Origin of the sequence: Sinimarinibacterium arenosum (genome assembly GCF_005047655.1) — a bacterium.
Classification (GTDB): Bacteria; Pseudomonadota; Gammaproteobacteria; order Nevskiales; family Nevskiaceae; genus Solimonas.
This window is the reverse complement of record NZ_SUKF01000001.1, coordinates 521455-541742: the sequence shown is the minus strand read 5'-3', so window position 1 is coordinate 541742 and position 20288 is coordinate 521455. Positions and strand designations below refer to the sequence as shown.

Here is a 20288-nt window from a genome sequence, read left to right as displayed (position 1 = left end):
ACACCTTCATGCCTGATTCCCCTGCAATTCCCCTGATCACTCAAACCGACACACTGCTGCGCACGATCGAAAACTGGTCGCAAGCGCCGTTTCTGGCCGTGGACACCGAGTTCGTCCGCGTCGACACCTACTACGCCCGTCTGTGCCTGATCCAGGTCCAGGCCGGTGAAACCACCGCGCTGATCGACACCACGGCCTTCGACGACCTGAGTCCGCTGCTCGACGTTCTGTACGCGCCGGATCAGATCAAGGTCTTTCATGCCCCCGGGCAGGATCTGGAAATCCTCAGTCATCTGCGCAAGGCCTGCCCGCAGCCGCTGTTCGACACGCAGATCGCTGCGACCCTGCTCGGCTTCGGCGATCAGCTGGGCTATGCCGGGCTGATCGAGCGCCGGCTCGGCATCACGCTGGACAAGAGTCTGTCGCGCACTGACTGGGCGCGCCGCCCGTTGCGCCCTGCCGAGCTGGCCTACGCCGCAGCCGACGTGATTCATCTGGCTGAAATCTATCCGGCACTGCAGGATGCTTTGGCTGAACGGGGGCGCCTGGCCTGGCTGGCCGAGGACTGCGCCCGTCTGTGCGATCCGGATCAGTACGTCACGAGGCCGGATGACGCCTGGCAGCGGCTCAAAGGCATCGCGCGGCTGAACGCCCGCGAACAGACCGTCGCAGCCGCACTGGCGACGTGGCGCGAAGCCGAAGCGCAGCAACGCAATCGCCCACGCAAGTGGATCGTCGACGACGACGTCATTTACATCCTGGCCCAGCGTCGACCGCAGACCCTCGCGCAGCTCGAAGCGCTGAATGCGCTGCCGCCAAAGTCACTGGCACGGCACGGTGAGGCCCTGATCGAACTGATCGCCCACGCCAGCGCACTGCCGGAGCGTCTGTACCAGCGCGAGGACGAACCGGATGCCACGCAAAAGGCTCTGCTGAAGCATCTGCAGGGCGCAGTACAGCAGGTCGCCGCCGAACTGGAAGTGCCGGCCAGCTTCCTGGCACCGCGCGCCGACCTGATGCGACTGGTGCGTCTGGGTACCGAAGCCGATGCCGGCGTTCTGAGCGGCTGGCGTCGCGAAGTCTGCGGTACGCAATTGCTGGCATCGCTGTGATCCGCTGCCTTGATGACACAAAAAAGCCCGCCGGATGGCGGGCTTTTTTATTCCAACCTGCTCTGGCTTTTTAGTTCAACGCAGCCGTGATCCGGCTGAAAATCTCATCCAGACCGCCGGTGCCCTGCACCGTGCGTGCCTTGCCCTGCTGCTCGTAGTACGCCAGCAGCGGATGGGTTTCGGCGTTGTAGACCGCAATCCGGTTACGAATCACGTCTTCCTTGTCGTCAGCGCGGCCTTCTTTCTGCGCGCGATCGAGCAGGCGATGAATGATCTCCTCATCATCAACCGCCAGATGAATCGCACGGTCGATCGGCGGCTGGCCGAGACGCTCCAGCATCGCATCCAGCACCTGTGCCTGCGCCGTGTTGCGCGGGAAACCATCGAGCACGAAGCCCTTCTGCGCATCCGGCTGACCGAGGCGCTCTTCAACGATGCCGATGACGATGTCATTGGCCACCAGTTCCCCTGCGTCCATCGTCGCCTTGGCCTTGCGACCGAGTTCAGTCCCTGCAGCCACGGCGGCGCGCAGCGCATCGCCCGTAGAAATCTTGGGAATGCCGAAATGCGCGACCAACTTTTCGCCCTGCGTGCCCTTGCCCGAGCCGGGCGCACCCAGCAATACCATTCTCATCGTGGGTAAACCTCTGTATTCGAAAGATTTTCGCGGACGACCGAAAGCCTCCCCAAGGCCGCGCGAGCGGCAAAAGTAACCGTGCCCGCAGGCGCGCGTCAATTCGCCCTTGGGCCCATGCGAGCGGGGCCGGCGGGCTCACGATGCGCGCCAGCTGACCCAGCTCAGTCATCCTGTCGCATCGATCACCTACACTGCCAGCACGATCCTTGCTTTAGTCGACGCATGCCACGCAACGCTTTCTATGCGCAGTCCGGCGGTGTTACCGCGGTCATCAATGCCTCCGCCCAGGGGGTGATCGAAACGGCACGCCGGTATTCCGATCACATCGGCACTGTCTACGCGGGCGACAACGGCATCCTCGGTGCGCTGCACGAACGCCTGATCGACACCTCGCAGGAATTGCCAGAGACGATCGCGAGTCTGCGTCATACGCCCGGCGGCGCCTTCGGCTCCTGCCGCTACGGTCTCAAGCCCTACGAAGAAAGCACCGCGCAATACGAGCGCCTGATCGAGGTCTTCAAGGCACACAACATCGGCTACTTCTTCTACAACGGTGGCGGCGGCTCTGCAGTGCAATGCGCGCAGATTTCGGAGCTTGGCCAGCGCATGGGCTATCCAATCCAGGCGATCCACATTCCCAAGACCATCGACAACGACCTGCCGGCGACCGACTGCTGTCCGGGTTTCGGTTCGGCCGCAAAGTACGCGGCCGTGTCGATCGCAGAGGCCGGACTGGATCTGCGCAGCATGGCACTGACCTCGACCAAGGTCTTCATCCTCGAAGTGATGGGGCGCAACGCCGGCTGGATCGCTGCAGCGTCGGGCCTCGCCAGCCGCGACAAGGACCATGCACCGCACCTGATTCTGTTTCCTGAAGTCGCTTTCGATCGTGACGGATTCCTTGCCCAGGTGCGCCACTACGTCGACACCTGCGGTTGCTGCACCGTGGTCGCCAGCGAAGGCCTGCGCAATCCCGACGGCAGTCTGCTGTCGGAAACCCGGCCGCTGCACGCAGACCACGGCCGGCCGCAGCTCGGCGGGCTGGCGCCCGCACTGGCAACGCTGGTGCGCAGCCTGCTCGGCTACAAGACGCACTACGCGGTCGCCGATTATCTAATGCGGTCTGCGCGGCACATTGCGTCGAAGACTGACGTCGAACAGTCGTACGCCGTCGGCAAGGCTGCGGTCGAGCTGGCACTGCAGGGCCATTCCGGCGTGATGGTCACCATCGAACGCACCAGCGAAGCACCCTACCGCTGGTGCACCGGCACGGTGCCGGTGGCCGAGGTCGCCGGCAAGGAACGCAAACTGCCGCGCGAGTACATCACCGAGGACGGCTACTACATTACCGACGCCGCACGCCGCTACCTGCAACCGCTGATCGAGGGTGAAGAGCACCCGCCATACATCGACGGCATTCCGGCCTACGCCCATTTGCGCCGCGTCCTGGCGCCGCAGCTGACCGACACGACTTACAACCCCGACCTTTGATCGACCCGGCGACTTCCGGATCCGGAAGCCGCTCGGAAGCACAGACCAAAGGAGACCTGTAGACGGACCGCAGTCGGGGTACAATCGCGGCCCCGCACGCACATGGATCGAGACTAGAACATGGGATTCGAAGCACTGGGCCCTGGTGACAAGGCCCCCAACGAGTTCATCGTTGTCATCGAAATTCCGGCCTATGGCCCGCCGGTCAAATATGAAGTCGACAAGGAAACCGGTCTGCTGACAGTCGACCGTTTCATGAACGTGTCGATGTGCTACCCGGCCAACTACGGCTACATTCCCAAGACCCTCGCCGGCGATGGCGATCCGGTCGACGTGCTGGTGCTGACCCCGCACCCGATCGTGGCGGGTTCCGTGATCAAGTGCCGCGCCGTGGCCGTGCTCGACACTGAGGACGAAGGCGGCACCGACGCCAAGCTGCTGGCCGTGCCGACCGACAAGGTCAGCAACGGCGCCTACGATCATCTGCGCGATCTGGCTGACGTGCCGGAGCGCCTGCAGAACGAGATCCGCCACTTCTACGAGCGCTACAAGGATCTCGAGAAGGGCAAGTGGGTCAAGGTATCCGGCTGGCGCGACGCCGCCGCCGCGCGCGGCGAAATCGAAGCCGGCATCAAGGCCTACAAGGGCTGATCCCCCGCTTCACGCGCTGTACCGCACGACGGCAGGCCCACACTGGTGCCTGCCGTCGTCGTTTGCGGCTCAGCCCAGATGTTGACGCACGTGCTCGGCGGCGACATAGCTGAACGCCATGATGGTGAAGCTCGGATCCACCGATACCGGAGTCGGAAACACCGAGCTGTCGGCCACGAACAGATTGTCGAAACCATGCACGCGGTGGCTGGAGTCGGTCACCGAGTCCTTGGCACTGCGTCCCATCACACAGCCCCCCGCCGGATGCGGCGCGGCCATGAACAGGCCTCCGGCGCGGATTTCCAGCTGATCGATCTTGTCGATATCCGCGGGTGAATTCAGCTGCAGCGCATCGGCACCGGCCACCATCAGCTTGCGTGCACCAACCGCGAATTGCAGCTGCGCCTGCTTCTTGATGGTGTCGCGCAGGATTGCCTGCGTCAGCGGACCGTACGGATAGTGGACCTTGGGCGTGCCGTCCTTGGCCAGACGCAATTCGCCGAGTTCGTCGGCGGGATCATCGATCCAGGCAATCGTGCCGCCGATCCGCGGCAGCTGCGACATCCACTGTCCGAGTTCGTCACCCATCACCGGCATCATCGAACCGAGCAGACCCGGCTGGATCTGGTTCGCCATCAACAGATAGCCGCCTTCGACATAGGCCCCGGCCTCGTCGAACTTCGCCAGGCGGAAATGCTCAACACCAAACGCGGCCGGAATGTTCCGCCACAGCACGATGTCCTCGTCATACAGTCCATGCACCATCGCCGTCGGGTTCATGCCGAACTGCTTGCCCAGCATCGGCAACTGCGATTGCAGTCCGTCCTGACGCATCAGGAAAGGCGCGCTGTAGTACCCCCCGGCGGCGAGTACAAACGCCTTCGCCTCGATCGTCAGCGCAATGTCGCTGACGCGGTTGCTGGGACGATGGACAACGCGTGCATGCAGTGCCTTGACCTTGCCGCCTTCCCACACCAGCTCGCGCGCCTCGACGTCGGCGTAAACCCGCGCGCCATGCGCGACTGCCTGCGGAATATGCGTGACCAGCTGCGACTGTTTGGCTCGGTACATGCAGCCCTGCATGCAGTGACCGGACTTGACGCAGCCCTTGCGCGCCTGCGGCACCGGATGACCTTCCCAGCCGAGCTGTTCGGCGCCCGCACGCAGCAGCTGGTTCATGCGGTTGTGGTATTCCTCGGTCGCCGGATGCACGTTCAGGGTCGCGGTGATCTCGTCCCAGGCCGGCGCCAGTGCCGCCGCATCATGCCCCGTGACACCGTAGCGATCGGCCCACAGCTGCAGACGATCGTCCGGTGTGCGGTAGCTGTCCGCCCAGTAGTGCACCGAGGCGCCACCAACGTTGTTGCCAGACAGCAGCAAGGTGCCGCCATCGGCCGAGGCGCGCATGCTGCGATCCGCCGATAGCTTGGCATTCATGCCCAGCTCGCTCTGATCGAAGGTCGACTCGGGGTAATACCCGCCGCGCTCCAGCACGACAACATCGTGCCCGGCCATCGCGAGTTGCCGCGCCAGCGTCGCGCCACCGCAACCCGAGCCGATGACGCAGACCTCGGCGCGGATCGTCTGCATCTGCGTCAGATCCGTCCACTGATAAATCCGTCCCGGCGTTGGCGCGCTCATGCCGACGCTCCGGTGTGCTCGGCATACCAGCGCCGCTGATCATCCATCCGCTCGGGCAAGCGTCCGAACGGCCCATCGTAACCGGTCGCGGCCCAGGTCTTCGGATGCGCGAAGTAGAAGAACTGCACGAGGATCTTGACGTTGCCACCGATCGCCCGCAGCAGCTCGACGCGGCTGCTGCACATCTGCTGCAGCAGCGCCTGGCGCGCGGAACGGTCCAGATGCGAGAACCGTCCGAAGTGACCGTACAACGGTGGCAGGTATTCGAGCACGCCCAGCGCCGCTTTCAGATCGTCGCGAATCGACGGCGAGACAAAGCTCAGCTCCTCGTCGAAACGGCGCATCACCTCAGCCTCGCGCGCGCTCGGAAATCCGCCGGCGGTGGGTGCCACCGCTTCGGCCACGGCTTCGAGTGTGCGCGCCTGCGCGGCCGACAGCGCCAGCAGTGGCCGGCCATCCGGCCCCGGTGCGTCGTGGGCGCTGCAGGCGCCCAAGGCAAAACTGCCGCCCACCGCAGTCGGCACCAGCGCGAGTGCGCGCACCACGCGGCGCCGCGCCAGTCCCCAGCCATCCAGTTCGGAAAATGCCGGCACCCCGGCAGTCTGCTGCTCCATTCCCTGCTCTCCCATCGGAATCCGCACGCCACGTCCGGCGAACGACCGGCCAGTCAATTTAGCGTACGCGTATAGTTATTTTCTTTGGCCGGCAATGCAAGCCCGTTCTCTCACTTCGATCACGGCAGCCATTTGACGCTGATCGAGCAATTGCACAGGCTTGCGAGCCGTCGCCTTCACCCTGATGACGGTCGCCCGCCTCCACTCAAAACCAATATCACCGCCGTGAAGCCCGCTGCGCCGCGACGTCACCAGACCCAGATTCCGCGCTTCATCGGCGTCGGCCTGGCCTCCACCGCGGTGCATTACGCGGTGCTGACGACGGCGGTCGAGTTCGGCGGCTGGTGGCCGACGCCGGCCACGGCCATTGGCTTCATCGCTGGCGCGATCGTCAACTATCTGCTGAATCGCTCCCTGACATTCCACAGTGCACGCGCGCATCGCCAGGGGCTGCCGCGCTTCGCAATCATGTTCGCGATCGGCTGGACGCTGAACACGCTGCTGGTGTGGTGGCTGGCACCGCGGCTATGGCACTACCTGCTCGCGCAGATCATCGCGACCGGCGTGGTGCTGGTGTTCAACTATCTGACGCTGAACTTCTGGGTGTTTCGCGCCGAGCGCGATCCGACGCCACCGCAACGCTGACCGACTTGGTCAGATCGCCTCAGGCCACAGCCACGCCGCACCGCGCACACCGCTGCTGTCGCCGTGCATGGCCGGCACCAGCCGCGTTTCGATTCGATCGGAGAACACCCACGGCGCCCAGCGCTGCGGCACATTCCGATAAATGCGCTGCACCCGCGACAGACCACCGCCTACGACGATCACATCCGGATCCAGCAGATTGATCACCGTTGAAAACGCGCGCGCCAGGCGATCCTCCCAGCGCTGAAGGCTGGCTTCGCAGGCGTCATCCCCGGCGCTGGCGCGCGCAACGATGTCCTCCCCCTTGAGCAGTTCACCGGTCACGCGCTGGTGATCCAGTGCCAGCCCCGGACCGCAGCAATACACTTCGATCGTGCCGTGACGTCCGTCCCAGCCCAGCGGCCCCGGCACCTCGTCCCACTCCGGGCGCGGCCACGGCATCGGATTGTGACCCCACTCGCCCGCGATCGCGTTCGGGCCGGACAGCAGGCGCCCATCGACGACGATACCGCCGCCGACCCCGGTACCGAGAATTGCGCCGAACACGCAACGTGCGCCGGCGGCGGCACCATCACTGGCTTCGGACAGGGTCAGACAATCCGCATCATTGGCAATGCGCACCCGAGGACCCAGACGCGCGGTCAGATCCTCCAGCAGCGGCTGCCCGTTGAGGCAGGTCGAATTGCAGTTTTTCATGCGACCGTTGACCTTGGAGCGCGCGCCCGGCGTGCCGGCGCCAACCGTCAGCCCGGTGCAGCCGACGTCCTGCTCCAGCGCCGTCACCAACTCAACGATCGTCGACAGCGCCGCCTGATAGTCGTCCGGCGGCGTCGGCACTCGGCGTCGCGCCAGAATCTGCGAATCGGCATCCAACACCACGCCTTCGATCTTGGTGCCGCCGAGGTCGATTCCGATTCGCATGTGTCCGAATTCCCGTGCCGTTCACCGACGCAGAAACGGTCTGCGCCAGCATTCCTGGGGAGCTTAGCGTGGTCACCGCGAACGGCAAATGACGGCGGCATCGGGTCGGGTCACCCGATGCCGCCGCCCGCGTCGCTTACTCGCCGTAGCGATCCTGCGTGATCTCGACCGCCTGCTGGAACGTCGGGCGATTAATCCAGTGGATCGGCGGGACCGGCAACAAGCTGAACGAGGTGTGCTCGACCGCATCGTAGTCCTCGACCACGGCGCCATCGGAACCCTTGGCGTTCGGAATCTGACTGCCGTCCCAGTTGGCCCTGTTGGACAAGCCGCCAAGATCGCTCAACGCCTCGTCCAGCGCCGTCAGCACGGCCGTGCGGCAGTCAGCGAGAACTCCGGTGCCGGCGCACTTGAGCGCGCGATAGGTTTCGTGATCAGGCTTGTCGAGCACGGTCTGCAGCATGCGGATCATGTGCTGGAACCAACCCTCCTGGAACGCCGATCCCTGGGCACGCGGTGCGTCATAGCGACTCGTCAGCGTCGAGACACCGGACGCCGCGATGTCCGACAGCTGCGGCGTGACCGTCTCCATCAGATGCTGATACCAGGCATCCATCAGCACTACCTGCGCACGGAAGTCGTAGACGCCGTCGGCATCACGGTCGCGGCGCATCGAGCCCAGTCCCGGCGTGTCGGAGATCCAGTTGTTCGAACCCGCCGCCATCCACTGCGTCATCAGCACCACGACCTGGGCCTGATCCGCGGTGAGGCTGTCCTGCTCCATCAGCTCGATCAGCATCGGCAGCAGATCCTGTCCGCGCAGATCGGTGTAGGCCGCGTCACCCATGATTTCGATCATCGTCGCCAGCGTGTGCTTGCGACCCGACGCCTTGAATGCCTTCAGACGCTCGGACAGCATGCGCACGCGATGCGTCGGCCCATAGGTGCCGTTGCTGTCGGCCGCCCACCAACCACGCGCGCCGCTGTTGTTCCAGTTCGCCAGATAACCCTGCGGCGGATTGGTGTCCTGAATGTGCGACGCCAGCGACAGGAAGCCCGGCCATTCGAAGTAGCCCGGATTCGAGCTGCTTTGCGCTTCCGGGTAGGCGCGGCTGGGGAATGGCTTGCCGTCGGCATTGCCGTCACCGCCATAGATGTCGAAGAACGCCGTCGACAGGTTCTGATCCACCACCCACTCGAAGTTGCCATCACCCCAGACCGGCAGTTCCGGATGCTGACCCGGATTGCGCTTGGGATAGAGGCCGGACTGGATGTAGGCAATATCCTTGCGATCGGCATACAGCCAATTGAAGGTCGCGGTCATGCTGTTGAACAGCTGCTTGAAGCGCGTGTGCGTCATCGGCGCGCCCGTCGTCGTCAGCAGCGCAAACGGCGCTGCGGTGTCGACATCGGCAAAGAAGGTCGAACGCTGCGTCGAGATCGCAACCGGCTCGCCGTTGACCGTCGCGGTGCCGAATACCGGACCGTAGTGCGTGCGCAGCACGTAACGCTTGACCGTCTCCGGGAAAGGCTGGCCGCCGAGCGCCACGCTGGCGACGGTTGGTTGCGCGGTCCATTCGTCAACGCGCCTGTAGAAGCGCACGCAGTGCCCCTTGAACAGATAGCCGTCGGCGTCGGGGAAACCGTCGTCGTTGCCATCCAGCCGCGACGCCGGACTGCCGTCCATGTTGCACATCGTCGACACCCGGGTATCGGTGAAGTCCGAGCCCGCGGAGGTCGGACTCCAGGCGAAGTCGAGACCATGCCCGATGACGATGTACGGCAGATTGACGGTCGAAATGCCGCGCGCGGCAAGTTCAAACTCGGTATCGCCGCGCGACACCACGGCCGCTTCCCACAGCAACTGCGGATTGAAGTAGCCGGTCTGTGGTCCCGCGACAATGATCGGGTGACCCGACTGCGTCTGATCCGCGGCCGCAGCAATGAAGTTCGATGTCGTCAGCGGCATGCCCAGACGATTCAGCAAGGCATGCAGGCTGCCCCCGGGATTGTCCGACAGCACCAGCGCCTTGGGTTGCTCACGCTTGAACGGCACCACCGTCGCGTCGGCCGGTTCGTTCATCGCGCTGATCCACGACAGGCGTCCAAGCAGATTCAGCCCCCCGGACTTGGCAGTAGCCCCCAGACCGCCACCCGGCTCTCCCGGAATCGGCGCTTCCAACGGCAAGCCAGCCCCGTGCGTCTGCAGGGTGAAGCCCGTAAAGCTGCCGGCATCCCAGATCGCAACGCCAGCCGGCAGAGTCTGCGGACAGCTTTCGTCGACCGACGGTGGCGACTGTGTGGCGAAATTTCCGGACGCCGTCACCGGCGTATCGGCAGTCGTGGCATGGCGCAGATCACGCCACAGCTCGCAGGCTCCCTGAGCGATCTGCGTCGAGCCCGGCCCCAGTGTGGGATCAAGCTTCTGCAGCAACTTCAGATTGACGGCTTCACCACCGCCGCCAAAGCCCAGCGCGGACTGGATCAGCACTGCGTTGGCAACGATGTCGTTGACTGTAAACGGCGCGGGCGGGAACTTGGTCAGATCCAGCCCCAGCGCCAGGGTCGCGTACTCCGGGGGCGTCTCCAGCGCACCGGCGCCGAGCAGAGTGTCGATGTAGGCGTTCATGCCCGCGACGAACGTCTGCGTGTCGCTCAGGAACAGCGGCCCGAGGACTGGCCCCATCTTCGCCACGGCCGCCTGGACGATCTGCGTCAGCTCGTCCTCGCTATAACCGGCCGGCGCACCAAATTCCAGGTCCAACTCATAAGTCGTGTCAGAGGGTCCGAGCATTTCCGATGCACGGCCACGGCCCACCTTGCGCAGCAGATCGAACAGCCACAGGCGATCCTGCGCAGCGGCGAAGCCGAGGCCGAACTGTGCGGCCGTGCGGTCCTCACCGTCCACGTACGGCACGCCCCAGCCGTCGCGGCGGATGATCACGGTCTTGCCGTTGGGCGCGGTCAGTTCGCGCTTGGACACCGCGTCGGCATCGGACAAGGTCAGCGGCGCCGCCTTGAAGTAGTTGCAGGCCTGATCCGACTGCTTCTCGTGCTCGTCGATATTCTTCGGCGGCGTGCAGGCATCCGACTTCAGACCCTGCTTTGCGTAGGCGAGATTGCCGTACATGTCGAGCTGGTCGCGGAAGTTGGCCGGATAGCGGGCCACCGGCACGCCCGGCACCGGCGCACCAAGACCGCCGGCGGAATTCCCGTTCGAGCCCGGTGGCACGATCGCCATGAAGGTATTGCCGGCGATGTCCCCCGGACCGACCGTGCCGCCACCCCCGCCGTCACTGACGTCCGGAGCGGTACTGCTGCCGCAGGCGCACAGTGCGCCGGCCACGAAAATCAGACCCGCAAGTCTCCACCCACGCTTCTCATCCATTGCTTTTCTCCCCCGGCTCGTGCCCGGATGTCTGGATGGCGTCGCTGTCGCCACGCCAATATAGTTCGCGCCATTGTGAACGCGATCGTGAACATTGATCCAGTCCAGCCGGCCCCAGAACCGGAATCGGAGCCGGTGGTCGTACGCGTCCATGCGCTCGGCACCGACGCGCTGCGGGCGATGTTCGCCGAGCACGGTCTGACGCTGCACACGGTCGCCGACGACGAAGAAATCCCTGGCAGCTACTGGGGTGAAACCGAGGCAGGCCTGGTCGGCAGCACGCTGTATGTGCGTGACGACACGCCGGTGCATTCTGTGTTGCACGAAGGCTGCCACTGGCTGTGCATGGACGCCGCGCGGCGTCAGTCAGTGCATACCGACGCCAACGGCGATCAGGACGAGGAGATGGCCGTGTGCTGCCTGCAGGCGCTGCTGGCGGACCGCATTGCCGGTTACTCGCGCGCGCAGTTGTTCATCGACATGGATGCCTGGGGCTACGGCTTCGTACTCGGCAGCGCCGCCGCGTGGTTCGCGCAGGAGGGCTCTGAATCGATGGTCTGGTTGCGCAACCACGGCATGATCGACGCCGCACAGCAGTTGCTCGGCCCGCGCGTCGGCTGACGCGAGCCGGGGGAAACCCCGGACGACGAATCCGGCAAGCGCCGTTACAATCCGGCCGTCATGCGCCGGACGCTGCCGAAATTGCTGCTGCTGACATTGGCCCTGTTCATGGGCCAGTGGCTGCAGGCTGTGCACGATGTTACGCACCCGACGCTGGCCACCGACGTGCATTGCCAGATCTGCATGCACGCACCCGGCATCGACGGTGGCGCAGTGGGCAGCCGGCCGGTCGCACTGGCACCGCCAGCGACCCATGAAGCCCCGGTCGCGGGGGAATTCGTTTTGCCGCAGAACCTGCGGCGCACTACACCCCACAATCGCGGGCCGCCCGCCACCTTCGTCTGATTTTTCGCACCCACCCGCCGGCGCCATGAAGGCGTAGGCATCTGTGCATTTTTCATACGAGGTTTCCTATTCATGGATCGCATATCCATTCTTGCGCGTGGCGCGGCGCTTGCCGTGTTCGCGCCGCTGTGTGTCCCGGCGCAGGCCGCAACCGGCAACGTCTTCAACCCCAAGATCAGCCTGATTCTCAGCGGGCAGTACGCCCACTACAGCAACGACGCCGAAGCCGAGATGCCCGGCGTGGTGCTCGGCCCCGAAACCGAGTTCAAGACCAGCGGCTTCTCGCTGGGCGAAAGCGAACTGGTGATGGAATCCAACATTGACGACCGCTTTCATGGCTGGGCCACGGTCGCCTTCGAGAACGAAGGTGGCGAAACCGTGGTGGCGGTCGAAGAGGCGTACATCAACACGCTGTCCCTGCCCTACGGCCTGGCGGTGAAACTCGGCCGTTTCTATTCGGACGTCGGCTACCAGAACCACCAGCATCCGCATGCCTGGGAATTTGCCGATGCGCCACTGGTGTATCGCACCTTCCTGGCCAACCAGCTCGGCGACGACGGTGCGCAGGTGCGCTGGCTGGCCCCGACCGATGTATTCCTCGAATTCGGCACCGAGCTGCTGCGCGGCGACGGCTTCCCCGCGGGCGGCGACCAGCGCGACGGCATCGAAGCCTGGACCGCGTTCACCCACATCGGTGGTGACGTCGGCAGCGGCGGCTCCTGGCGCGTCGGCTTGTGGCACTTCGACGGCAATGCCGTCGACCGTCGCAGCGGTGAGGACGTCGAAACCGGCTTTACCGGTGACAGCCGCATCGACGGCATCGATCTGGTCTACAAATGGGCGCCGGACGGCAATCCGCTGGTGCGCAATCTGGTGCTCCAGGCCGAGGCGATGCGCCGCAGCGAAAAGGGCACCGTGGTCTACGACCCGGACGGCAGCGGCGACACCAGCGCCTACGACGGCGACCAGTTCGGCTGGTACGTGCAGGGCGTCTACCAGTTCATGCCGCGCTGGCGCGTGGGTCTGCGCTACGACCGCCTGAGCGCCAGCAACAGCGTGGCCAATCCCGTCGCGGACACCTCGCTGGCGTTGCTGGCCGACGACGCCAGCACCCCGCAGCGCTACTCGGCAATGGTCGACTTCTCCAACAGCGAGTTCTCGCGCTTCCGTATCCAGTACAACCGCGACGAATCGCGGCCGGACGGCGAGGACGCGGACAACCAGTTCATCGTGCAGTACATCGTCAGCATGGGCGCCCATCCGGCGCACCAGTTCTAAGGAAGACCCGCCATGATGAAAACCATTTCAGGTGCATTCGCCGCCGTCCTGCTGCTGCTCACGCAGCCAGCTGCGGCGCAGCTCAAGGTCTTTGCCTGTGAAGCCGAATGGGCCGCGCTGGCCAGCGCGCTCGGCGGCGACAACGTCGACGTCTATGCCGCCACCACCGCGCTGCAGGACGTGCACAAGATCCAGCCACGCCCGAGCCTGATCGCGAAGTACCGCAAGGCCGATCTGCTGGTCTGCACCGGTGCCGAACTGGAACTTGGCTGGCTGCCGCAGCTGATCGAGAAGGGCAACAACGCCCAGCTCAATCCGGGAGCGCCGGGCAACTTCGAGGCCAGCCGCTACGTCACGATGCTGGAGATTCCGGCCAAGATCGATCGCGCCCAGGGCGACGTCCACCCCTACGGCAATCCGCATATCCAGACCGATCCCCGCAACATCGGCAAGGTCGCCAAGCCGCTGGCCGACAAGCTCGCGGAGCTGGACCCCGCGCACGCCGCCGACTACGCCCGGCGCTACCAGGACTTCAACACGCGCTGGACCGCCGCGGTCGACAAGTGGACCGCCGCGGCCGCGCCGCTGAAGGGCGTGCCGGTGATCAGCGGACACAAGGCCTGGGCCTATCTGTATGACTGGCTCGGCATCCGCGAGGTCGCCACGCTCGAAGCCAAGCCCGGCATTCCGCCCAGCGGCGCGCATCTGCAGGAACTGCTCGGCGGCCTGAAGACGCAGCCGGCAAAGATGATCGTCTACGCCGCCTACCAGGATCACAAGCCGATCGAATGGATGGCCGAGCACAGCGGACTGCCCACGGCGGAACTGCCGTTCTCGCCCGGGGGCGCCAAGGGCACCGACAACGATCTGTTCGCGACCTTTGACGTCACGGTCCAGCGCCTGCTCGACGCCGCCAAGCAGAGCCCGCAGTCGTGAGTCTGTCGGACTTCGCTTTTGACTGGTCACTGATGGGCCCGCCGCTGCTGGCGGGCCTGTTGGTCGCCTCCACCCACGTGCTGCTGGGTCGGCGCGTGCTCGAACGCGGCATCATCTTCATCGACCTGACCATCGCCCAGGTCGCCGCGCTCGGCGCCATCGCCGCGACCATGCTGGCCGGCGACGAACACGCCAGCTGGAGCACCCAGATCGCCGCCGGCGCCGCCGCGCTGGTGGCCGCTGCGCTGCTGACCTGGACCGAGCATCATTTCCGCAGCCTGCAGGAAGCACTGATTGGCAGCCTCTACGTGTTCTCCGCCTGCGTGGCGCTGCTGATGCTCTCGCACAACCCGCACGGCGCCGAACACATGCAGGAACTGCTGGCCGGACAGATCCTGTGGGTCAGCTACGCGCAACTGCAGCCGGTCGCCCTGCTCTACGCCGGCGTGCTGGTGGTGTGGCTGCTGTGGGCGCGCCAGCGTCCGCGCGTGTTCTATTTCCTGTTCGCCATTGTCGTCACTGCCTCGGTGCAGCTGGTCGGCGTCTATCTGGTGTTCGCCACGCTGATCCTGCCGGCCATCGCCACCTCCGGCATGAGCGAACGACGCGGATTGCCCACCGGCTACCTCGTCGCCGCCGCCGGCTACGGCCTGGGCCTGTGGCTGTCCGTGCCCTTCGATCTGCCGGCTGGTCCGCTGATCGTCTGCATGCTGGTGACGCTGGCGGTCGCGAGTCTGCTGCTACGCCGCAGGCGCGGCTGATCCTCGCCCAATCCCCTTCGTGTCTTTCGGATCGAGTCGGCCTGCGGCGCAGGCCGACTCCAGATCGCGCACAGTCGCAGGACGCCCCACGGCGCGCTAAGCTCCACGCATCAGAACGACAGGGGGTATCGAGATGCTGCTGCTGACACTGGGTCTATTGCTGTGGGCCGTTGTTCACCTGAGCAAGGCCGTGACGCCGAACGTTCGCGCGGGCGTGATCGCCAGCATTGGCGAGTGGCCGTACAAAGGCCTGTTCGCATTACTGATCATTGGCTCGCTGGTCCTGATCGTGATGGGCTGGAAGTCCACGCCGCCGACCGCGCTGTGGAATCCGCCAGTGTGGATGCGCCACGTCACCATGCTGTTGATGCCGTTCGCGGTGATCCTGTTCATCAGCGCGCGTGCACCCACCGACATCAAGCAGTTCATCCGTCACCCGCAGCTGACCGGCGTCAAGCTGTGGGCCTTCGCGCACCTGCTGTCCAACGGTGAAATGCGCTCGGTGATCCTGTTCGCCGGACTGCTCGCCTGGGGCGTGCTGGAAGTCATCTTCATCAACCGCGGCAACCCGGAATGGAAAAAGCCGGCACCGGTCGGTGCACTGAAGACCGCCATCGCCGCGATCATTGGTCTGGTGCTGACCGGCGCGCTGGTCTGGGGGCATCCGTACTTTTCGGGGATGCCGTTGATGAAATAGAAAATAATATGGGCGTGGAACCTTAATCACTAAAGGTTCTTGCTCAAAAAAAGTCACCCAGGGAGACCAGATATATGACGACTAGAAGAATTGGACTCTTATCAGCGTGGGTTTCTGCATTTCTGCAGTTCGGTGCTTCCCAAGGCTTGATCGAACAGGGAGAAAATCCCGCAATCATTTGGTCCTTTGCAGGTCTGACAGTCGTTGCAGCTGCCTGTCTAACCAAAACACGTCGGCGCTTCTACGAAGCTCGTCTATTCTTCCTTATTTCCGCATCAATGCTACTTCTCGAAGCGCTGATTGCTTTCGGAAAATGGATATCAGTTGGGCAAGAGATCGCAGCGTTTATTCCTCTGCTGATCTCCTCAGTAATCGCCGCAATTTTCGCTATCGTGTTGATCTTCAGCGTTCGAGCCTCCGAAATGGCTAGCTATGCCAGTGACGGGGCAATGTTAGGAACACTGAGAGGATGGCTTTACATCGTCTTGGCGGTAATTGCTGGAATGTTCCTGAACGGCATTGTTACAGCAGCCATTTCTTTACTTCGTGTCTAACCGACGCCCCACCCCGCTAAACTGTTCTTGTGCCGTCCGAATATAAGCTTTAGCAGAACTCCCTCCGGACAATTCACATCCTTAGTTACTGCCCATGACGAACGGAATCTGGAAGGATAGCCTCGTCACACTGATCGACCTTATCGATACAAAAAGCATTGCCGAAGAGGGCAATGCTCGTGCTACGACACTGATGCGAAAGCTGCATTCTTTAGTGCAGAGAGAAATGGCGGTGAGCATGCGCTTACATTCTCACGCGTACTGCTGGAACGATTCAGCCTTGCTTCTTGCGCATTTGGACAGGTCCACTCAGACATCTCGAAGTGCGCTAAATGAGATATCCGCACTGAAGAAGAAAATCGATCTGAAGGTTGGACGAACCTATGCAATCTGTATCAAGGGGCGCACGTTTCCAGATAAGAACCTCCACGACTCATCGTCAGAAAATTCGGCAGATGAGCATGCAAGATGTGTTGTAATTAAAGCCTCAAGCTATGCAATGGGAAATTGCTATCGCGTGGAGGAACGCGCTAGAAGAAAGAAGCTTTGCGCAGATTGGTACATCGACTGTCGCGTTGCCAAATCAATTCCGACCAGAGCAATGCAGTACTTCTACGTCGACATGCTTCCTTCTCGGAAAAGGCGCCGAGTATATATGGCCAATGGTTATCTTCATCCCGAACCACGCAACTCGTGAAACACAGTCTGTGACTTACGCCCTGTGATACGGATGATTTGCCAGCAGACTCCACGCGCGAAACAACTGCTCGGCGACGAACACGCGCACCAGCGCGTGCGGCAGCGTGAGCTTCGATAGCGCCCACTTGCGATCGGCCCGCTGCAGCACTTCTGCAGAGTGACCGTCCGGGCCGCCGATCAGCAGACAGGTATCGCGCCCCGACTGCATCCAGTTCTGCAGTTCACCCGCCCACTGCGTGCTGTCGAGCTGCTGGCCGTGTTCGTCCAGCGCGATGACGAAGCTGTCACGCGGTAGCGCTTTCAGGATCTTCTCGCCTTCCTGCTGCTTGGCGCGGGCGATGTCGGTGTTCTTGCCGCGTTGCGCCGGCGCAATCTCGATCAGCTCCAGCCGGCATTCGTGCGGCAGACGCCCGGCGTACTCCTTGTAGCCGGTCTCCACCCAGGCCGGCATCCGCGTGCCGACGGCGATCAGATGAATCTTCATGGTGTTGCTACCTGCCCCCGCTCCGCCCAGTGTCTGAAATCCGAGTATAGGCAAGCGCGCCGCGGCACTGACGCAGCTCCGCACATCGTCACTGATTGATCCAGATCATTGCGTCGATGCGGATGGCGCCCGGATGTCCGTTTCGATCAACTTGGCTTCCGTTTCGCGCATGGTGACACCCGGATTACGGGAGGAGCATCGCTGCATGAAGACGCAGACGAGGAGACCTGCGATGACGAATGCAGATGCGCTGATGCAGGAGTCGCCTTCAACAGGCGACGGGGATGCGCTGCCGATTGAAGCGGTGCTGGACGAGGTCAGGCGCTTTGGCAGTCACGCGCTGGAGCCCGCCGTCGCCCGCCACGAACATCGCCTGGGGCCCGAGCGCCTCACTGCCCTGCGCACGACATCCAGCGAGTTCGGACTGCTCTGTCCTTCCGCGGACGAAGCCAGCGGACTCGGGCTATGGGAGGCGGTGGAGCGGAACGATGGACGGCGACTGTCGACTGCGGCCTTGCGCATGCTCGCGCAGGTCAACATGGGTTTCGCGTGGCAGCTACACCAGTTCGCGCTGTCGGGACACTTCGAGCGCCATGTGGGTTTTGCCTCAACCGCGCTGAATCTGGTTGCGCTGCAAGGCCGTTACGGTCTGGCGCGTCATGCACTGGCGCGGTATCTGACGGCCACGGCCGGCCCCGACGATCTGATCATGCTGCGCGACTATTTCGACACCACCACGGCGCCGGGCGTGCTGCTGCACGCCGCCGAGGACTGGGCGGGTGTCTGGCTACCGGAACTCGATAGCGCATCGGTACTGCAGTGGGGCCTGTGGCCACGCGAGCGCCTGGTGGTCGAGACCCATCGTCACAGTCACGGTCTGGATGAGTTGTGCAGTTTCGTGGTGTGCCGCCGCGGTGAAGCTCAGGCCGCGCACCGCACGCAGCTCGACATCGCGACCAGCCGCAGGCTGCTGACCACACTGCTGACACTCAATGCCATGGGCCAACTCGCCACTGGACTGGGCGGGCTCGACCATGCGCATCGGCTCGCGGCGGACTACGCCGCGACGCGACGCCAGGGGGGTGGCGTCATTGCCCGACATGCGGCGGTGCAGCTGCTGCTGAGCCGGGCACGGCAGATTCAGCAGCTGACGTCACACAGTCTGGAGGCGTGCTGCGCCTGCGCCCCGGACTCCGCGCAGACATTGGCCATGCTCTATCAGACCCGCGCAACGCTGCAGCCCGAACTCTGCCGCGCCACCAGCGATGCGCTGCAGGTGTTCGGCGGCATGGGCTACATGCGCGACACCGGTCTGGAAAAAATCCTGCGTGACCAGAACACGCTGCGCGTCATTCACGGCACGCCGATCGAACTGCAGCTGGCAGCGACCGCACTAGAGGAGGACACACCATGACGGGACTTCGCGATTCCGCATTGCCGCATCTGGACGGCCATCTCGCCAGCAGCGATCCGCTGTCGCCATTTGCCGCGTTTCACACGCTCGGCGCAGTGCCTCGCCGGCTGGTGAGTTACGACGCAGTCGATCAGTGGGAGGTCGAAACACGACGTCTGCCACCATCACTGCAGAAACTGCGCCGCAATGCGCGCCAGTTCGCCGAGCAGGCGCTGCGTCCGCTGGCGCTGGAGACCGACCTGGCGCCCCACGCCGAACCCGGACACCTCTCGCCGCAACTGCAGCAGCTGATCTCGAGGACCGGACGGGCCGGCCTGCTCAGCGACATGCTGCCGGCGCCACTGGGGTCCGGCGCAACATCCCGCTTCCGTCATCCGATCGTGCTGCAGCAGTGCCTCCGCGTGGAGGAACTGTCACGCGTCTGCGGCGGCCTGATGCTACTGCTGTCGGCCAACGTGCTGGGCGCGATGCCGATTCTGCTATCCGGCGACACGTCGGCGATCCGCCGTTTCCTGCTGCCGGTGTTCCGCGCGCAACAACGCGGCGAGGCCAAGCTGTTTGCGTTCGCGATTACCGAGCCCGGCGCAGGCTCGGATGCCGAGGACGGACACGGCGCACGTCACTACCGGCCGGGAGTCGTCGCACGCCGCGACACCGGGGGCTGGCGTCTGTCGGGCCGCAAGGTGTTCATCAGCGGCGGCGACGTCGCCGATACGCTGACCGTCTTCGCGGCGCTCGAAGGCGAAGGCATGGAGTCCTGGACCTGCTTCGTGGTCCGCCGCGGCATGCCCGGCTTCCGTCCGGTGCGTAACGAGCTGAAGATGGGAATGCGTGCGTCGACCGCGTCCGAACTGGAGTTCGACAACGTCTTCGTTCCCGACGATCACATCGTCGGCGGTCTGCGGCAGGGCTGGGCACTGAATCGGGCAACGCTGAATCTGTCGCGGATGCCGGTTGGCGCCCTGGCAGTCGGCTTCGCACAGGGTGCGACCGACATCGCCTTCGACTTTGCCACGCGCACGCGTCTGGGCGGCAAGGCGCTGATCCAGTTTCAGGAGGTTCAGCTGCAGCTGGCGCAGATGCTGGCCGAGACCTCGACCGCGCGTGCACTGATCTGGCAGAGCGCCAATGCCTGGACTCCGCGTCAGGCGACATCGTCGATCTGCAAGTTCCAGGCAACCGATACCGCGGTGCGGGTCGCCGATATGGCGATGGACCTGCTCGGCAACCATGCCCTGCTGCATGCCAACGGTGCCGAAAAGGTCTTTCGTGATGCCCGCCTGACGCAGATTTTCGAAGGCACCAATCAGATCAACCGCCTGGCGGTGATCGAGGATTTTCAGGACGCGTTGCTGGCACGCGCCAGCGACCCGGCCACCGTCTGATTCAAACCCCGGAT

The 20288-nt window shown here is 64.0% G+C and carries 20 protein-coding genes; 14 read left to right on the top strand and 6 right to left on the bottom strand.

All coding sequences use genetic code 11. The annotated features are described in order from the left end of the window. Window positions 1–8: 8 nt before the first annotated feature. Window positions 9–1112: a ribonuclease D gene (gene rnd / locus E4T66_RS02540; RefSeq protein ID WP_136847323.1), complete on the top strand. Its 1104-nt coding sequence runs from the start codon at window positions 9–11 to the stop codon at window positions 1110–1112. 70 nt (window positions 1113–1182) lie between these two features. Here rnd and E4T66_RS02535 read toward each other — a convergent pair whose 3' ends face one another. Continuing rightward, window positions 1183–1746 (bottom strand): adenylate kinase, encoded by a 564-nt coding sequence (locus E4T66_RS02535; protein ID WP_136847322.1) that lies wholly within the window; start codon window positions 1744–1746, stop codon window positions 1183–1185. A gap of 225 nt (window positions 1747–1971) precedes the next feature. On the opposite strand from E4T66_RS02535, the gene E4T66_RS02530 reads away from it, so the two are divergent. Together E4T66_RS02530 and ppa are read left to right on the top strand one after the other, a co-directional pair. Then, the gene (locus tag E4T66_RS02530; protein WP_136847321.1) at window positions 1972–3240 is read left to right on the top strand and encodes a 6-phosphofructokinase; all 1269 of its coding nucleotides are present in this window, start codon (window positions 1972–1974) and stop codon (window positions 3238–3240) included. 120 nt (window positions 3241–3360) lie between these two features. Continuing rightward, window positions 3361–3891, top strand: a complete 531-nt coding sequence (ppa, locus tag E4T66_RS02525; RefSeq protein ID WP_136847320.1) for an inorganic diphosphatase — start codon at window positions 3361–3363, stop codon at window positions 3889–3891. Between the two features lie 69 nt (window positions 3892–3960). On the opposite strand, the gene E4T66_RS02520 is transcribed toward ppa, so the two are convergent. Continuing rightward, window positions 3961–5532, bottom strand: coding sequence for an FAD-dependent oxidoreductase (locus E4T66_RS02520; RefSeq protein WP_136847319.1), 1572 nt, complete (start codon window positions 5530–5532; stop codon window positions 3961–3963). Continuing rightward, on the bottom strand, window positions 5529–6146 hold the full coding sequence (locus E4T66_RS02515; RefSeq protein ID WP_136847318.1) for a hypothetical protein: 618 nt from the start codon (window positions 6144–6146) through the stop codon (window positions 5529–5531). Before E4T66_RS02515 ends, E4T66_RS02520 begins: the two co-directional genes overlap by 4 nt. Before the next feature lie 225 nt (window positions 6147–6371). On the opposite strand from E4T66_RS02515, the gene E4T66_RS02510 reads away from it, so the two are divergent. Beyond that, window positions 6372–6791, top strand: coding sequence for a GtrA family protein (locus tag E4T66_RS02510; RefSeq protein WP_169577444.1), 420 nt, complete (start codon window positions 6372–6374; stop codon window positions 6789–6791). 9 nt (window positions 6792–6800) lie between these two features. On the opposite strand, the gene E4T66_RS02505 is transcribed toward E4T66_RS02510, so the two are convergent. Together E4T66_RS02505 and E4T66_RS02500 are read right to left on the bottom strand one after the other, a co-directional pair. Next, window positions 6801–7712 (bottom strand): ROK family protein, encoded by a 912-nt coding sequence (locus tag E4T66_RS02505; RefSeq protein WP_136847316.1) that lies wholly within the window; start codon window positions 7710–7712, stop codon window positions 6801–6803. A gap of 136 nt (window positions 7713–7848) precedes the next feature. Then, window positions 7849–11100 carry a penicillin acylase family protein gene (locus E4T66_RS02500; RefSeq protein ID WP_169577443.1) on the bottom strand — a complete coding sequence of 1084 codons (3252 nt, stop codon included), beginning with the start codon at window positions 11098–11100 and terminating at the stop codon, window positions 7849–7851. A gap of 87 nt (window positions 11101–11187) precedes the next feature. Between E4T66_RS02500 and E4T66_RS02495 the strand changes: the two genes are divergently transcribed. The 8 genes from E4T66_RS02495 to E4T66_RS02460 all read left to right on the top strand — a co-directional run bounded on the left by E4T66_RS02495 (window position 11188) and on the right by E4T66_RS02460 (window position 16989). Next, window positions 11188–11721, top strand: coding sequence for a hypothetical protein (locus tag E4T66_RS02495; RefSeq protein ID WP_248679363.1), 534 nt, complete (start codon window positions 11188–11190; stop codon window positions 11719–11721). A 60-nt stretch (window positions 11722–11781) separates the two neighbouring features. Beyond that, window positions 11782–12066 (top strand): hypothetical protein, encoded by a 285-nt coding sequence (locus E4T66_RS02490; protein ID WP_136847313.1) that lies wholly within the window; start codon window positions 11782–11784, stop codon window positions 12064–12066. A 72-nt stretch (window positions 12067–12138) separates the two neighbouring features. Continuing rightward, on the top strand, window positions 12139–13344 hold the full coding sequence (locus E4T66_RS02485) for a TonB-dependent receptor (RefSeq protein ID WP_136847312.1): 1206 nt from the start codon (window positions 12139–12141) through the stop codon (window positions 13342–13344). A gap of 12 nt (window positions 13345–13356) precedes the next feature. Then, the gene (locus tag E4T66_RS02480) at window positions 13357–14280 is read left to right on the top strand and encodes a metal ABC transporter substrate-binding protein (protein ID WP_211242727.1); all 924 of its coding nucleotides are present in this window, start codon (window positions 13357–13359) and stop codon (window positions 14278–14280) included. Next, entirely contained in the window at window positions 14277–15041 is a 765-nt protein-coding gene (locus E4T66_RS02475) for a metal ABC transporter permease (protein ID WP_211242726.1), read from the top strand. The genes E4T66_RS02480 and E4T66_RS02475 overlap by 4 nt, the downstream gene beginning before the upstream one ends. Before the next feature lie 133 nt (window positions 15042–15174). Further along, window positions 15175–15738, top strand: a complete 564-nt coding sequence (locus tag E4T66_RS02470; protein ID WP_136847310.1) for an NnrU family protein — start codon at window positions 15175–15177, stop codon at window positions 15736–15738. Between the two features lie 74 nt (window positions 15739–15812). Beyond that, complete coding sequence (locus E4T66_RS02465; protein WP_136847309.1) at window positions 15813–16292, top strand: hypothetical protein; 480 nt, start codon at window positions 15813–15815, stop codon at window positions 16290–16292. Window positions 16293–16386: 94 nt separating this feature from the next. Then, window positions 16387–16989, top strand: a complete 603-nt coding sequence (locus tag E4T66_RS02460; RefSeq protein WP_136847308.1) for a hypothetical protein — start codon at window positions 16387–16389, stop codon at window positions 16987–16989. Window positions 16990–17004: 15 nt separating this feature from the next. Here E4T66_RS02460 and rlmH read toward each other — a convergent pair whose 3' ends face one another. Continuing rightward, a complete protein-coding gene (gene rlmH / locus E4T66_RS02455; protein ID WP_136847307.1) occupies window positions 17005–17475 on the bottom strand; it encodes a 23S rRNA (pseudouridine(1915)-N(3))-methyltransferase RlmH in 471 nt (156 codons plus the stop codon). Between the two features lie 232 nt (window positions 17476–17707). Here rlmH and E4T66_RS02450 point away from each other — a divergent pair, with 232 nt between their 5' ends. Both E4T66_RS02450 and E4T66_RS02445 read left to right on the top strand, forming a co-directional pair. Continuing rightward, entirely contained in the window at window positions 17708–18889 is a 1182-nt protein-coding gene (locus tag E4T66_RS02450) for an acyl-CoA dehydrogenase family protein (RefSeq protein WP_169577442.1), read from the top strand. After that, the gene (locus tag E4T66_RS02445) at window positions 18886–20274 is read left to right on the top strand and encodes an acyl-CoA dehydrogenase family protein (RefSeq protein ID WP_136847305.1); all 1389 of its coding nucleotides are present in this window, start codon (window positions 18886–18888) and stop codon (window positions 20272–20274) included. Before E4T66_RS02450 ends, E4T66_RS02445 begins: the two co-directional genes overlap by 4 nt. Window positions 20275–20288 lie beyond the last annotated feature (14 nt).

Coding starts and splice junctions, on each gene's coding strand:
- E4T66_RS02465 (WP_136847309.1), top strand. CDS start 15,813: ATGACGACTAGAAGAATTGGACTCTTATCAGCGTGGGTTTCTGCATTT.
- E4T66_RS02480 (WP_211242727.1), top strand. CDS start 13,357: ATGATGAAAACCATTTCAGGTGCATTCGCCGCCGTCCTGCTGCTGCTC.
- E4T66_RS02515 (WP_136847318.1), bottom strand. CDS start 6,146: ATGGAGCAGCAGACTGCCGGGGTGCCGGCATTTTCCGAACTGGATGGC.
- E4T66_RS02535 (WP_136847322.1), bottom strand. CDS start 1,746: ATGAGAATGGTATTGCTGGGTGCGCCCGGCTCGGGCAAGGGCACGCAG.
- E4T66_RS02530 (WP_136847321.1), top strand. CDS start 1,972: ATGCCACGCAACGCTTTCTATGCGCAGTCCGGCGGTGTTACCGCGGTC.
- rnd (WP_136847323.1), top strand. CDS start 9: ATGCCTGATTCCCCTGCAATTCCCCTGATCACTCAAACCGACACACTG.
- E4T66_RS02490 (WP_136847313.1), top strand. CDS start 11,782: ATGCGCCGGACGCTGCCGAAATTGCTGCTGCTGACATTGGCCCTGTTC.
- E4T66_RS02470 (WP_136847310.1), top strand. CDS start 15,175: ATGCTGCTGCTGACACTGGGTCTATTGCTGTGGGCCGTTGTTCACCTG.
- ppa (WP_136847320.1), top strand. CDS start 3,361: ATGGGATTCGAAGCACTGGGCCCTGGTGACAAGGCCCCCAACGAGTTC.
- E4T66_RS02500 (WP_169577443.1), bottom strand. CDS start 11,100: ATGGATGAGAAGCGTGGGTGGAGACTTGCGGGTCTGATTTTCGTGGCC.
- E4T66_RS02460 (WP_136847308.1), top strand. CDS start 16,387: ATGACGAACGGAATCTGGAAGGATAGCCTCGTCACACTGATCGACCTT.
- E4T66_RS02485 (WP_136847312.1), top strand. CDS start 12,139: ATGGATCGCATATCCATTCTTGCGCGTGGCGCGGCGCTTGCCGTGTTC.
- E4T66_RS02520 (WP_136847319.1), bottom strand. CDS start 5,532: ATGAGCGCGCCAACGCCGGGACGGATTTATCAGTGGACGGATCTGACG.
- E4T66_RS02505 (WP_136847316.1), bottom strand. CDS start 7,712: ATGCGAATCGGAATCGACCTCGGCGGCACCAAGATCGAAGGCGTGGTG.
- E4T66_RS02445 (WP_136847305.1), top strand. CDS start 18,886: ATGACGGGACTTCGCGATTCCGCATTGCCGCATCTGGACGGCCATCTC.
- E4T66_RS02450 (WP_169577442.1), top strand. CDS start 17,708: ATGACGAATGCAGATGCGCTGATGCAGGAGTCGCCTTCAACAGGCGAC.
- rlmH (WP_136847307.1), bottom strand. CDS start 17,475: ATGAAGATTCATCTGATCGCCGTCGGCACGCGGATGCCGGCCTGGGTG.